The sequence below is a fragment of the Pseudomonas botevensis genome (assembly GCF_019145475.1).
Classification (GTDB): domain Bacteria; phylum Pseudomonadota; class Gammaproteobacteria; order Pseudomonadales; family Pseudomonadaceae; genus Aquipseudomonas; species Aquipseudomonas botevensis.
This window is the reverse complement of record NZ_JAHTKI010000023.1, coordinates 121470-135291: the sequence shown is the minus strand read 5'-3', so window position 1 is coordinate 135291 and position 13822 is coordinate 121470. Positions and strand designations below refer to the sequence as shown.

Below are 13822 nucleotides of genomic sequence, written 5' to 3'. Positions count from 1 at the left end.
TTACCTTTTTGGCGTCTGAAAAAGGTGACTCGCCGTAAGGGCGAAACCGCCAGCCGCAACACCCGAAGCAACGGATATTCACCCAATCCAGACAAGAGCCTGGCCGGCCCAGAGGCCGCCAAAAAGCCCAAACTGACAGCGCCGTCAGTTTCAAGTCACCCTCCTGACCCCCAGACAGGTTTATAAAGAACCCAACCCTGCCCTAACTCCGTCCGGCGCCCCATCGCATGCGAATCCAGAAACGCCCCGCCCTGCTCGCCACCCTGCTCATCGCCCTGGCAGCCGCCGGTCTGTGGTACGCCACAAAACCCGCGCCGACCAAACTGGCCGGCCCCACCGCCATCCCCGTGCGGGTAGTCGCCGTCAGCGCCAAAGACGTTCCCCGCTACACCAGCGGCATCGGCTCGGTGCTTTCCTTGCACAGCGTCGTGGTGCGCCCGCAGATCGACGGCATCCTCACCAAAATCCTGGTCAAGGAAGGCCAGTTGGTGAAGGCCGGCGACCTGCTCGCCACCATCGACGACCGCTCGATCCGCGCCAGCCTCGACCAGGCCCGCGCGCAATTGGGCGAAAGCCAGGCGCAACTGCAAGTGGCGCTGGTCAACCTCAAGCGCTACAAACTGCTCAGCGTCGACGACGGCGTGTCCAAGCAGACCTACGATCAGCAACAGGCACTGGTCAACCAGCTCAAAGCCACCGCCCAAGGCAACCAGGCCTCGATTGACGCGGCGCAGGTACAGCTTTCCTACACCCAGATTCGCTCTCCAGTCACCGGCCGCGTCGGGATTCGTACGGTCGACGAAGGCAACTTCCTGCGCATGACCGACACCCAGGGTCTGTTCACCGTGACCCAGATCGACCCGATCGCCGTGGAATTCTCCCTGCCCCAGCAAATGCTGCCGACCCTGCAAGGCCTGATCGCCGATCCGCAGCACGCCCAGGTCAAGGCCTACATCGGCGCCGACACCGATGGCGAAACCGGCAACCTGCTCGGCGAAGGTCACCTGACCCTGATCGACAACCAGATCAACGCCAACACCGGCACCATCCGCGCCAAGGCCGAATTCGACAACCCCGGCCAGAAGCTCTGGCCCGGCCTGCTGGTGACGGTAAAGATTCAGACCGCATTGGAGAAAGATGCGCTGGTGGTGCCGCCCACCGTCGTACAACGTGGCCTCGATCAACATTTCGTGTACCGGGTCAACGGCGACAAGGTTGAAGCGGTGCAGGTGCAAATGGTTTACCAGGGCAGCGGCCAGGACATCATCAAAGGCGTGAACGCCGGTGACAGGCTGGTCAGCGACGGCCAGTCGCGGCTCAAACCCGGTTCGACCGTGCAGGTGATGACCGAGCCCGCGCAAGTGGTGCAAGCGGAGCCGAAGCCATGAAGTCCCATCGTGGCGTCTCAACCTGGTGCATCGACCACCCGGTCGCAACGATTCTTCTGACCATCGCCCTGGTGCTGGTCGGGGTGATTGCCTTCCCGCGACTGCCGATTGCCCCACTGCCGGAAGCGGAATTTCCGACGATTCAAGTCTCCGCGCAGCTTCCCGGCGCCAGCCCCGACACCATGGCGTCGTCGGTCGCCACGCCGCTGGAGGTGCAATTCAGTGCCATCCCCGGCATGACCCAGATGACCTCCAGCAGTGCCTTGGGAACGAGCCTGCTGACCCTGCAATTCACCCTCGACAAGAGCATCGACACCGCCGCGCAGGAAGTGCAGGCCGCGATCAACACCGCCGCCGGCAAACTGCCCAAGGACATGCCGACCCTGCCGACCTGGAAGAAGGTCAACCCGGCCGACAGCCCGGTGCTGATCCTCAGTGTCAGCTCGACGCAGATGCCCGGCACCGAGCTCAGCGATCTGGTGGAAACCCTGCTGGCCCGTCAGATCAGTCAGATCGACGGCGTAGGCCAAATCAACATTACCGGTCAGCAACGTCCGGCGATCCGCGTTCAGGCCTCGGCGGACAAACTGGCGGCCATCGGCCTGACCCTCGCCGACATTCGCCTGGCGATCCAGCAGACCAGCCTCAATCTGGCGAAAGGTGCGCTGTACGGCGAGTCGAGCATTTCCACGCTGTCGACCAACGACCAGTTGTTCCATCCCGAGGACTACAGCCAACTCATCGTTTCCTACAAGGACGGCGCCCCGGTTCACCTGCGCGATGTCGCCAAGGTCGTCAACGGTTCGGAAGATGCCTACGTGCAGGCCTGGGCCGGCGATCAACCGGGCGTGAACCTGGTGATCTCGCGACAACCGGGGGCGAACATCGTCGAGACGGTGGACCGGATTCAAGCCGCCCTGCCGGGCCTGGAAGCCATGCTGCCGGCCTCGGTACAGGTCAAAACCCTGATCGACCGCACCCAGACCATTCGCGCCTCCCTGCATGAGGTCGAGATCACCCTGATGATCGCGATCCTGCTGGTGGTGGCGGTGATGGCGCTGTTCCTGCGCCAATTGTCGGCGACGATGATTGTCTCGGCGGTGCTCGGTGTGTCGCTGACCTCCAGTTTCGCCCTGATGTATTTGCTGGGTTTCAGCCTGAACAACCTGACCCTGGTGGCCATCGTGGTGGCGGTGGGCTTTGTGGTCGACGATGCGATCGTGGTGGTGGAGAACATTCACCGTCATCTGGAGGCCGGCGACAGCATGCGCGAAGCGGCGGTCAAGGGTGCCGGGGAGATTGGCTTTACCGTGGTGTCGATCAGCTTTTCGCTGGTGGCGGCGTTCATTCCGTTGCTGTTCATGGGCGGCGTGGTCGGGCGGCTGTTCAAGGAGTTCGCCCTGACCGCGACCTCGACCATCCTGATTTCCGTGGTGGTGTCGCTGACCCTGGCGCCGACCCTCGCGGCGCTGTTCATGCGCAGACCGGTGCATCACGCCCATGACAAACCGGGCTTCAGCGAACGACTGGTCGCCTGGTATGCAAAGGGCCTGCGCCGCGCCCTCGCCCACCAGAAATTGATGATCGGCGTGTTCGGCGTGTCGGTCGCGCTGGCGATTGGCGGTTACGTGTTTATCCCCAAGGGTTTCTTTCCGGTGCAGGACACCGGTTTCGTCCTCGGCACCACGGAAGCCGCTGCGGATATTTCCTACGGCGACATGGTGAAAAAACACCTGGCGATGGCCGAAATCGTCGCCGCCGATCCGGCGGTGCAGGCGTTTTCGCACTCGGTCGGCGTGTCCGGCAGCAACCAGACCATCGCCAACGGCCGCTTCTGGATTGCCCTGAAAAAACGCGGCGACCGCGATGTCTCGGCCAGCCAGTTCATCGACCGCATTCGCCCGCAACTGATGAAAGTCCCCGGCATCGTGCTCTACCTGCGCGCCGGCCAGGACATCAACCTCAGCTCCGGTCCGAGCCGCGCGCAGTACCAGTACGTACTCAAGAGCAACGACGGCCCGACGCTCGCCACCTGGACCCAGCGCCTGACCGAAAAGCTGCGTAGCATCCCGGCGTTCCGCGACATTTCCAACGACCTGCAACTGGGTGGCAGCATCACCCACATCAGCATCGACCGCAGCGCCGCCGCGCGTTTCGGCCTGACCGCCAGCGATGTCGACGAAGCGCTGTACGACGCTTTCGGCCAGCGGCAGATCAATGAATTCCAGACCCAGGTCAACCAGTACAACGTGATTCTGGAGCTGGACACCCAACAGCGCGGCAAGGCTGAAAGCCTGAATTATTTCTACCTGCGCTCGCCGCTCAGTGGGGAAATGGTGCCGTTGTCGGCAGTGGCCAAATTCGATGCACCGACCATCGGTCCGCTGTCCATTGCCCATGACGGCATGTTCCCGGCCGCCAACCTGTCGTTCAACCTCGCCCCCGGCGTGGCGTTGGGCGACGCGGTGATTCTGCTCAATCAGGCCAAGGCCGAGATCGGCATGCCGACCGCGATCAGCGGCAATTTCCAGGGCGCGGCCCAGGCGTTCCAGAGCTCGCTGAAGAGCCAGCCGTGGCTGATTCTCGCCGCGCTGGTGGCGGTGTACATCATTCTCGGCGTGCTCTACGAGAGCTTCGTGCATCCGCTGACAATCATCTCGACTCTGCCGGCGGCAGGCCTCGGGGCGGTCATCATGTTGTGGATTTGCGGCCAGGACTTTTCGATCATGGCGCTGATCGGTCTGGTGTTGCTGATCGGGATCGTCAAGAAGAACGGCATCCTGATGATCGACTTTGCCCTGGAAGCCCAGCGTCATCGAGGGTTACCGCCGCAGGATGCGATCTTCGAGGCGTGCGTGACGCGGTTCCGGCCGATCATCATGACCACCCTCGCCGCCCTGCTCGGCGCGCTGCCGCTGATGCTCGGCTACGGCACCGGCGCCGAACTGCGCCAGCCGCTGGGGATCGCGGTGGTTGGCGGCCTGCTGGTGAGCCAGGCGCTGACGCTGTTTACCACGCCGGTCATATACTTGTGGCTCGAGCGGCTGTTCCATAAGCCCAAACCAGCATCCGAAGCGATGCTGGCGACTACCGACTGAGGCAGGGTCATGCGCGTTCTGATTATCGAAGACGAAGAGAAAACCGCGGACTATCTGCACCGTGGCCTGACGGAACAGGGTTACACCGTGGATCTGGCCCGCGACGGTATCGAAGGGCTGCACCTGGCGCTGGAAGGCGACTATGCGGTGATCGTCCTCGACGTGATGCTGCCGGGGCTGGACGGCTTCGGCGTGCTGCGTGCGTTGCGTGCGCGCAAACAGACCCCGGTGATCATGCTCACCGCCCGCGAGCGCGTCGAAGACCGCATCAAGGGCCTGCGCGACGGTGCCGACGACTATCTGGGCAAACCGTTTTCCTTCCTCGAACTGGTGGCCCGCCTGCAAGCGCTGACCCGGCGCAGCGGCGGCCACGAACCCGTGCAGGTGAGCATCGCCGACCTGTGGATCGATCTGATCAGCCGCAAGGCGACCCGCGCCGGTACGCGGCTGGATCTGACCGCCAAGGAGTTCTCGCTGCTCAGCGTACTGGCCCGGCGGCAGGGGGAAATCCTGTCGAAAACCGCGATTGCGGAAATGGTCTGGGACATCAATTTCGACAGCGATGCCAACGTCGTCGAAGTCGCGATCAAGCGCCTGCGGGCCAAGCTCGACGGGCCGTTCGACGAAAAACTGCTGCACACCATCCGTGGCATGGGTTATGTGCTGGAGAGCCGTGGTGTCCAGTAACTCCATTGCACTGCGCCTGAGCGGGATGTTCACCCTGGTGGCGCTGCTGGTGTTTTTGCTGATCGGCGGCGCGCTGTATCAGCAGGTGGACAAGGGCCTGGGGCTGTTGCCGGAAGCCGAGCTGGATGCCCGCTACAGCGTGCTCGAATCGGCCCTCAACCGTTACGGCACGCCCGAGCATTGGGTGAAGATCAACGCCAAGCTCAAATTGCTCGGCGAAGAGGACAAGCGCATCCGCTTCTGGGTGGTGAGCGGTGATCCAGGTTACGAATACGGCGAGCCGGACACCTTGATCCGCCGCTTCGCCAACGGTCCGCTGGGCATGCATGACCTGCAATTGCCTGATCATCCCTATCCACTGAAAGTGCTGCTGACCGAGTTGCCGGCCAAGGATCAGCGTCCGCCGTTGCGCTTCATGATCGGCATCGACACCGAGACCTTCCACCAGACCCAGCACAACCTGCTGATTGCCTTGATCAGTCTGGCAATTATCGGCGTGCTGCTGGCCTCGGCGCTGGGTTACTGGGTGGCGCGGATCGGCCTCAAGCCGCTGATCAAACTCTCCCACGAAGCCCAGCGCCTGGCGCCGCCGCTGCGGGCCGGACGGCTGCGAATGTCGCCGTTGCCGCCGGAGCTGGCGCAGTTCGTCGACTCGTTCAACTCGACGCTGGAACGGGTCGAGCAAGCGTATTCGCGGCTCGAATCGTTCAATGCCGACGTCGCCCACGAGCTGCGCTCGCCGCTGACCAACCTGATCGGCCAGACCCAGGTCGCCCTCACTCGCGGACGCTCGGCGGAACATTACTTCGAGGTGCTGCAGTCGAATCTGGAAGAGCTGGAGCGGCTGCGCTCGATCATCAATGACATGCTGTTTCTCGCAAGCGCTGACCAGGGCAACAAGGCGACCAAACTCACGTCCACCTCACTGGCCGATGAAGTGGCGACCACCCTCGAGTATCTGGACTTCATTCTCGAAGACGCCCAGGTGCAGGTACGGGTCAGTGGTGACGCGCAGGTGCGGATCGAGGTCGCTCATCTGCGCCGGGCCTTGATCAACCTGCTGAGCAATGCGGTGCAGCACACCGGGCCGGGTCAGGTGATCGAGGTGCAGATCACGATCGAGGAACATCAGGTCAGCATCGGCGTCGCCAACCCCGGCTCGCCGATTGCCGGCGAGCATCTGCCCCGTCTGTTCGAGCGGTTTTATCGGGTCGATGCATCGCGCAGCAACAGCGGCAACAACCATGGACTGGGGCTGGCGATCGTCAAGGCGATCGCGTTGATGCACGGCGGAGATGTGTTTGTGCGCAGTGATCGCGGGATGAATACGTTCGGGATTCATTTGCCGGTCTGATTATGATCGGCTCCGGATCGCTGCCCTCACCCTAGCCCCCCTGGGCCAGAGGGCTGGGGTGAGGTGGCTCTTGATCGCTGCTCGCCGATCTTTGCTTCTGCTGTAACAGTCATTTATGAAAATCACGCTGTTTCCCGGCGCCCGGCGACCTTATCGTTGCCGGCATCAAACAGCACTTGCCAAGCAAGAAGGTTTTCAAGATGTCCAACAGTATGGGTATTGCCAGCGCTTTCGTTTTGTCCTCATTGATCCTGTCGCCAATGGCGATGGCTGAAGAATCCCAAACGTTCGTGGCGCACAACAGCGCACGGGCTCAAGCGTATGAACAGCATCAGGCAGAAATGATGGCCAAGGCCAAAGACGCCACGCAAGCCCCACAGGCGGCGGCTTCCGAATCACGCTCCGCGTCCGAGAAAGACAGCTGAGTCGCCCCCCGCTCCATTTCCCTCGACGCGGTTTGTTTGGCTCTTCCCGTTCAACCGTCGTCCTTGCAGGCCGCTGATTTTCAGCGGCCTTTTTTCGTTGTGGTCTGAAAGCCGTCAGGTTCGTCTTCTCCAATAAGAAACATCCCGCACCTCAAGACATTGAAGTGTCAGTTGACCCAAGGAGCTTTACCGCAAGTGCGTTACCCAGTCCGTTTCACCCCGTTGTTCATTGCAATTGCCGCAACGATTGCCCCTGTCGCTCACGCCGAAGAAGCTGCACCGGCAGGCTTCGTCGCAGGCTCGAGCCTGAACCTCAACGCCCGCAACTACTACATGAACCGCAACCGCCTGCAGCACGCGGACGACAACATCGAGTGGGGCCAGGGTTTGCTCGGCAAATTCGAGTCGGGCTACAGCGAAGGCACGGTCGGCTTCGGCATCGATGCCCACGCCATGCTCGGCCTGAAACTCGATGGCGGTGGCGGCACGGACAACTCCAGCATCCTGCCGGTCGGCGATGGCAACGGCAAAGCGCCGGGCTCGTTCTCCACGGCGGGCGGCACCTTGAAGATGCGCGCGTTCGATACCGAGCTGAAGGCCGGTGACCTGTTTCTCGCCAACCCGGTGATCGCCGGCGGTGAAACCCGCATGCTGCCGCAGACCTTTCGCGGCATCAGCCTGACCAATCACAGCTTCGACGGCTGGCTGATCGAAGGCGGCCAGGCCAGCTTCACCAAGCCGTACAACCAGAGCGGCCACAAACGCATCGGCACCTCCTACGGCACACTGGCCGAGGGCGATGACAGCCGCCACCTGAACTGGGCCGGCGTGGCCTGGAGCGGCGTCGAAGGCCTGACCAGCAGCCTCTACGCCTCCGAGCTCAAGGACATCTGGAACCAGTACTACTACGACCTCGACTACACCTGGGCGCTGAACGATCTGGTCAGCCTCAACCCGGGCCTGCACGTCTATCACACCCAGGACACCGGCGATGCGCTGCTGGGCAACATCGACAACAACACCTACAGCCTGCATTTCACCGTCGGCGTCGGTCATCACAGCGTCACCGCCGCGTATCAGCGGGTCAACGGCAACACGCCGTTCGACTACATCAGTCAGGGTGACAGCATCTACCTCGACAACTCCCAGCAATACTCGGACTTCAACGGCCCGAACGAGCGCTCGTGGAAACTCAAGTACGCCTACGACTTCGCCGGCGTCGGCCTGCCGGGCCTGACTTCGGCGGTGTCCTACTCACGCGGCACGCTGGATCTGACCAAAGTCGACCCGACCAGCCCCGGCTACGCCTCGTGGTACAGCGCCGAGGGCCGCGACGCCAAGCACTGGGAGCGCGACCTCGACCTCAAATACGTGGTGCAGAGCGGTCAGGCCAAGGATCTCGCGGTACGCCTGCAATGGGCGACCAATCGTGGCGGCAACGGCTACGGCGCGCTGGACTCGGACACAGATGAATACCGGGTAATCATCGACTACCCGATCAACGTCTTCTAAGATCGGCGCTACGCAGACAGAACAGGTCTGAAACACTCTTCAGACCTGTCACATCACCTGTGGGAGCGGGCTTGCCCGCGAATACGGCCTGTCAGTCAACATCCATTGTGGCTGGAAAGTCGCCTTCGCGAGCAAGCCCGCTCCCACAATGGTTTCTGCCCGCCTAAGCTAACAAGAATCCACCACCGACAGCCCCCCCCATGATCGCGAGCCGTATCCCACTCGTTTCGGGCAAGACCGGACGCCCCGAGCTGCTGTTGATCTTCGGCAGCCTGCTGACCGTGATCGCGATTGTGTGCATCGTCACTTTCCTGCTGATCCGCGAGCATGCCAGCGCCCAGGAGTCCGCTACCCGCGGCGCAACCACCATCGCTCAACTGATCGATGCCGATGTGCTGCGCACCGTCGAACTGTATGACCTGACCCTGCAAGGCCTGATCGCCGCCGCCCAGCGCGAGGATCTGAAAAACGTCTCGCCGCAGATCCGTCATCTGGCACTGTTCGATCGCTCCACCACCGCACGCTTCAAGGGCGACATCCTGCTGCTGGACAAGCATGGCGAGGTCGTCGCCGACTCGTCGCGGATCGAACCCAAACCGGGCAATTTCGCCGACCGCGATTACTTTCTGGCCCATGCCTTCAACCGCGACGCCGGCATGTTCATCAGTCGTCCGTTCAAGACCCGCTGCAATTGCGAGGATGCCAACCAGTGGCGGATCAGTTTCAGCCGGCGCATCTCCTCGGAAACCGGCGAGTTCGTCGGGGTCGCCGTGGCATCGATGAAGCTCGATTACTTCGACGAGCTGTTCAACAGCCTCGACATCGGCAGCGACAGCACATTGAACATCATTGATAACGACGGCCTCCTGCTGGCGCAAAAGCCTTATCTGCAGAGCGACTCGATCGGCAAAAGCTTCGCCAGCCGGCCAAACGTCGTGCGAATCCTGCGGGATCACAGCGGCAATGGCAGTTTCAACAGCATCTCGAGCATGGATTACAAGCAACGGCTCTACACCTATTCCAGAGTCGGCAACCTGCCGCTGACAGTCATCGTTGCGCTGTCCAGCGACGAAGTGTTCGGCGCCTGGCGACGCACCGCGATCCTGATCAGCGGCGCTACCGGCGTACTGTGCGTCGGCCTGTTGTGGCTGACCTGGCTGCTCGCCCGGGAACTGCGCCTGCGCCATCAGGCCGAACGCGAGCTGGCGAAACTGGCCGCCACCGACGCCCTGACCGGAGTCGCCAACCGGCGGATGCTCGATCAATCCCTGCGCCACGAATGGTTCCGCGCCCAGCGCTCGGGCAAACCGCTGTCGGTGATGATGATCGATGCCGATCACTTCAAGGCATTCAACGACCGTCACGGGCATCAGGCCGGGGATCAGGCATTGCGCGAGCTGGCCAAGGTGATTTGCGCGAACGTGCGGCGCCCGGGAGACCTGGTGGCGCGCTATGGCGGCGAGGAGTTTTCGGTGATCCTCGCCGAAACCGACAGCACAGGCGCGCAGCAGATTGCCGAGCATATCCGCGAGGCCGTGGAGCGGTTGCCGAAGGTCGAGGGTGCAGAACTGCCGGTGACGGTGAGTATCGGCATCGGCACCTGGACGGCGGGCTGCGAAATCACGCTGGAGCGACTGCTGTTTGCGGCGGACAAGGCGCTGTATCAAGCCAAGGATGCAGGGCGCAATCGAGTGGTGGCCGCGTCTTTCTGACAGGCATAAAAAAAGGCCACCCAAAGGTGGCCTTCAAAAAACTAGAGAGGTTTTTTACTTACACTGCCGCAACCGGGCGCATGTAAGAGATCGGTGCAGTGCTGGCGTCTTCGAACGTCACGACTTCCCAAGCGTCTTTCTGCTCAATCAACTTGCGCAGCAGCTGGTTGTTCAGTGCGTGACCGGACTTGAAGCCCTTGAACTCACCAATCAGGCTATTGCCCAGCAGGTACAGGTCACCAATTGCATCGAGGATCTTGTGCTTCACGAACTCGTCTTCGTAGCGAAGGCCGTCTTCGTTCAGTACACCATCGGAATCGACCACGATTGCGTTTTCCACGCTGCCGCCGAGTGCGAGGTTGTGCTTGCGCAGGTACTCGATGTCACTCATGAAACCAAAAGTACGGGCGCGGCTTACTTCTTTTACGAACGAAGTGCTGGAAAAATCCACGCTTGCACTCTGGGTGCGGTCCCGGAATACCGGGTGATCGAAATCGATCTCGAAGCTCACCTTGAACCCGTCGAAAGGGACGAAAGTGGCGCGCTTGTCGCCGTCTTCCACTGTCACTTCACGCAGGATGCGGATGAATTTCTTGGCGGCGTCCTGTTCTTCCAGGCCAGCCGATTGAATCAGGAATACGAAGGGTCCGGCGCTGCCATCCATGATCGGGACTTCGGACGCGGAGAGCTCGACGTAGGCGTTATCGATGCCCAGGCCAGCCATGGCCGAGAGCAAGTGCTCTACCGTGTCCACTTTGACGTCACCGTTAACCAGCGTGGTCGACATAGTGGTTTCACCGACGTTTTCCGCGCGGGCAGGAATCTGCACCACAGGGTCGAGGTCAGCGCGACAAAACACAATGCCAGTGTCGACAGGCGCAGGCTTGAGGGTCAGATAGACCTTCTCCCCGGAGTGCAGGCCGACACCTGTGGCACGGATAATATTCTTCAGGGTGCGTTGTTTAATCATGGCATGGGCCGCTTCAGCGCAAATTGCGAACTGGTATCAACAAAGGCTGGCGATGATAGCAGACCGAGCCTTTGCTGAACACCAATCACCCGAATACCCCTGATACATTTCATCAATCGGCCTGACGACGCAGGAAAGCCGGGATGTCCAGGTAGTCCAGGTCATCTTGCGGATTCATCTTCGCGGCAGTCGCAGCACCGGCCTGAGCCTGGTTGCGCATGACGGTCGGACGGTCCAGGTCACGGTAATTCACCGCTGGAGCTTCCTGACGAGCGGGCGCCGGTTGTTGCACCTGAGCGGCAGCCATCGAGGTATGAACGGTATTGTCGATGACCTTCACAGGTTTCTCGATTTTCGCGCCCAGACCGGTGGCAACCACGGTCACGTGCAGTTCGTCGCGCATGTCCGGATCGATAACAGTACCGACCTTGACCATCGCGTGCTCGGAAGCGAAGGCTTCGATGATGCTACCCACGTCGGAGTACTCGCCCAGGGACAGGTCAGGACCTGCGGTGATGTTCACCAGGATGCCGCGAGCGCCTTGCAGGTTCACGTCTTCCAGCAGCGGGTTACGGATCGCCGCTTCAGTGGCTTCACGCGCACGGTTCGGACCGCTGGCGCAGCCAGTGCCCATCATCGCCATGCCCATTTCGCTCATCACGGTGCGTACGTCGGCGAAGTCGACGTTGATCATGCCCGGACGCTTGATGATGTCGGAGATACCGCGAACGGCACCGGCCAGTACATCGTCAGCCTTGGCGAAAGCCGACAGCAGGCTTGCGTCTTTACCGAGGATGGTCAGCAGCTTCTCGTTGGGAATGGTGATCAACGAGTCGACGCTTTCGGACAGCATGCGGATGCCTTCGTCGGCGATCTGCATACGCTTGCGGCCTTCGAACGGGAACGGACGGGTCACGACCGCTACGGTCAGGATGCCCATTTCCTTGGCCACTTCGGCGATGATCGGCGCAGCACCCGTACCGGTGCCGCCGCCCATGCCAGTGGTGATGAACACCATGTTGGTGCCGGCCAGGACTTCAGCGATGCGCTCGCGGTCTTCCAGAGCGGCTTGACGGCCGACTTCCGGGTTGGCGCCCGCGCCCAGGCCTTTGGTCACGCCAGTACCCAGTTGCAGAATGGTACGTGCGCCGATGTTTTTCAGGGCTTGAGCATCGGTGTTGGCGCAGATGAATTCAACGCCTTCGATGTTGCTCTTGACCATGTGGTTGACAGCGTTGCCGCCGCCACCGCCAACACCGATAACCTTGATTACCGGGCTTGCGGGGATGTTGTCTACGAGTTCGAACATTTTCCCTCTCCTTACATTCTCTAGTTTTTTCGCCTACTGCATTTTGTTGCGGTGTTTCTACTGCTTGCTCTTGGCGCTTCAAGCGTTCGCCTGAAGCTTAAAAGTTGCCCTGGACCCACTTCTTCAAGCGATCCAGCAGCGGCGCCTGAGGCTCGTCGCTGCTATAGCTTTCGCGGCTGCCGATGCCCGAGAACGAAATCCCGTCGGACTGCTTTTGCAGGCCGTACATCAACAGGCCGACGCCGGTGGAATAGATCGGGTTGCGCACCACGTCATCCAGACCTTTCACGCCGTGCGGCACACCGAGGCGGACCGGCATGTGGAAGATTTCCTCCGCCAGCTCGGTGGCGCCTTCCATCTTCGAAGTGCCGCCGGTCAGGACGATGCCCGCCGGGATCAGGTCTTCGTAGCCGCTGCGACGCAGCTCGGCCTGGATCAGGGTGAACAGTTCGTCGTAACGCGGCTCGACCACTTCGGCCAGGGCCTGGCGCGACAGTTCGCGCGGTGGACGGTCGCCGACGCTTGGCACCTTGATGGTCTCGCCGGCACCGGCCAGTTTCGCCAGGGCGCAGGCATAGCGGATCTTGATCTCTTCGGCGTACTGGGTCGGGGTGCGCAACGCCATGGCGATGTCGTTGGTCACCTGATCGCCGGCAATCGGGATCACCGCCGTGTGGCGGATCGCGCCTTCGGTGAAGATCGCAATGTCGGTGGTGCCGCCGCCGATGTCGACCAGGCACACGCCCAGCTCTTTTTCGTCGTCGGTCAGTACCGAGTAGGCCGAGGCCAGTTGCTCGAGAATGATGTCGTCGATTTCCAGGCCGCAGCGGCGCACGCATTTTTCGATGTTCTGTGCGGCGTTGACGGCGCAGGTGACTACGTGGACCTTGGCCTCCAGACGCACACCGGACATGCCCAGCGGCTCGCGCACGCCTTCCTGGTTATCGATCACGTAGTCCTGCGGCAGGGTGTGCAGCACGCGCTGGTCGGCCGGGATCGCCACGGCCTGGGCGGCATCGAGGACGCGCTCGAGGTCAGCGGAGCTGACTTCGCGGTCGCGGATCGCCACGATGCCGTGGGAGTTCAGGCTGCGGATATGGTTGCCGGCCACGCCGACGAACGCCGAGTGAATGCGGCAGCCCGCCATCAGCTGGGCTTCTTCGATCGCGCGCTGAATCGATTGCACGGTGGATTCGATGTTCACCACCACGCCTTTCTTCAGGCCACGGGACGGATGGGTGCCGATCCCGACGATATCCAGCGAGCCGTCAGCCGCGACCTCGCCGACCAGCGCCACCACCTTGGAGGTGCCGATATCGAGACCGACGATCATTTTGCCGCTTTGCACGTTTGCCATGGGTCCTGCC

The 13822-nt window shown here is 61.8% G+C and carries 11 protein-coding genes; 8 read left to right on the top strand and 3 right to left on the bottom strand.

From position 1 onward, the window contains the following. The 8 genes from KVQ74_RS24315 to KVQ74_RS24280 all read left to right on the top strand — a co-directional run. A partial coding sequence (locus tag KVQ74_RS24315; RefSeq protein WP_217833904.1) for a hypothetical protein occupies positions 1-186 on the top strand: 186 nt, incomplete at its 5' end. Between the two features lie 41 nt (positions 187-227). Then, positions 228-1388 carry an efflux RND transporter periplasmic adaptor subunit gene (locus tag KVQ74_RS24310; protein WP_217833903.1) on the top strand — a complete coding sequence of 387 codons (1161 nt, stop codon included), beginning with the start codon at positions 228-230 and terminating at the stop codon, positions 1386-1388. Then, complete coding sequence (locus tag KVQ74_RS24305; RefSeq protein ID WP_217833902.1) at positions 1385-4486, top strand: multidrug efflux RND transporter permease subunit; 3102 nt, start codon at positions 1385-1387, stop codon at positions 4484-4486. The genes KVQ74_RS24310 and KVQ74_RS24305 overlap by 4 nt, the downstream gene beginning before the upstream one ends. A 9-nt stretch (positions 4487-4495) precedes the next feature. After that, positions 4496-5173 carry a heavy metal response regulator transcription factor gene (locus KVQ74_RS24300; RefSeq protein ID WP_085584871.1) on the top strand — a complete coding sequence of 226 codons (678 nt, stop codon included), beginning with the start codon at positions 4496-4498 and terminating at the stop codon, positions 5171-5173. Then, on the top strand, positions 5163-6527 hold the full coding sequence (locus KVQ74_RS24295) for a heavy metal sensor histidine kinase (RefSeq protein WP_217833901.1): 1365 nt from the start codon (positions 5163-5165) through the stop codon (positions 6525-6527). Before KVQ74_RS24300 ends, KVQ74_RS24295 begins: the two co-directional genes overlap by 11 nt. 200 nt (positions 6528-6727) lie before the next feature. After that, on the top strand, positions 6728-6952 hold the full coding sequence (locus tag KVQ74_RS24290; protein WP_217833900.1) for a hypothetical protein: 225 nt from the start codon (positions 6728-6730) through the stop codon (positions 6950-6952). A gap of 195 nt (positions 6953-7147) precedes the next feature. After that, positions 7148-8464, top strand: coding sequence for an OprD family porin (locus KVQ74_RS24285; RefSeq protein ID WP_217833899.1), 1317 nt, complete (start codon positions 7148-7150; stop codon positions 8462-8464). A 200-nt stretch (positions 8465-8664) separates the two neighbouring features. Next, the gene (locus KVQ74_RS24280) at positions 8665-10176 is read left to right on the top strand and encodes a sensor domain-containing diguanylate cyclase (protein ID WP_217833898.1); all 1512 of its coding nucleotides are present in this window, start codon (positions 8665-8667) and stop codon (positions 10174-10176) included. Between the two features lie 58 nt (positions 10177-10234). Here the strand turns inward: KVQ74_RS24280 and lpxC are convergent, their stop codons facing one another. The 3 genes from lpxC to ftsA all read right to left on the bottom strand — a co-directional run bounded on the left by lpxC (position 10235) and on the right by ftsA (position 13812). After that, the gene (gene lpxC, locus KVQ74_RS24275) at positions 10235-11146 is read right to left on the bottom strand and encodes a UDP-3-O-acyl-N-acetylglucosamine deacetylase (protein ID WP_011063304.1); all 912 of its coding nucleotides are present in this window, start codon (positions 11144-11146) and stop codon (positions 10235-10237) included. A gap of 112 nt (positions 11147-11258) precedes the next feature. Continuing rightward, on the bottom strand, positions 11259-12455 hold the full coding sequence (ftsZ, locus tag KVQ74_RS24270) for a cell division protein FtsZ (protein ID WP_025109282.1): 1197 nt from the start codon (positions 12453-12455) through the stop codon (positions 11259-11261). A gap of 97 nt (positions 12456-12552) precedes the next feature. Further along, the gene (gene ftsA / locus KVQ74_RS24265; protein WP_217833897.1) at positions 12553-13812 is read right to left on the bottom strand and encodes a cell division protein FtsA; all 1260 of its coding nucleotides are present in this window, start codon (positions 13810-13812) and stop codon (positions 12553-12555) included. Positions 13813-13822: the final 10 nt, after the last annotated feature.

Coding starts and splice junctions, on each gene's coding strand:
- lpxC (WP_011063304.1), bottom strand. CDS start 11,146: ATGATTAAACAACGCACCCTGAAGAATATTATCCGTGCCACAGGTGTC.
- ftsZ (WP_025109282.1), bottom strand. CDS start 12,455: ATGTTCGAACTCGTAGACAACATCCCCGCAAGCCCGGTAATCAAGGTT.
- KVQ74_RS24300 (WP_085584871.1), top strand. CDS start 4,496: ATGCGCGTTCTGATTATCGAAGACGAAGAGAAAACCGCGGACTATCTG.
- KVQ74_RS24310 (WP_217833903.1), top strand. CDS start 228: ATGCGAATCCAGAAACGCCCCGCCCTGCTCGCCACCCTGCTCATCGCC.
- KVQ74_RS24290 (WP_217833900.1), top strand. CDS start 6,728: ATGTCCAACAGTATGGGTATTGCCAGCGCTTTCGTTTTGTCCTCATTG.
- KVQ74_RS24305 (WP_217833902.1), top strand. CDS start 1,385: ATGAAGTCCCATCGTGGCGTCTCAACCTGGTGCATCGACCACCCGGTC.
- ftsA (WP_217833897.1), bottom strand. CDS start 13,812: ATGGCAAACGTGCAAAGCGGCAAAATGATCGTCGGTCTCGATATCGGC.
- KVQ74_RS24280 (WP_217833898.1), top strand. CDS start 8,665: ATGATCGCGAGCCGTATCCCACTCGTTTCGGGCAAGACCGGACGCCCC.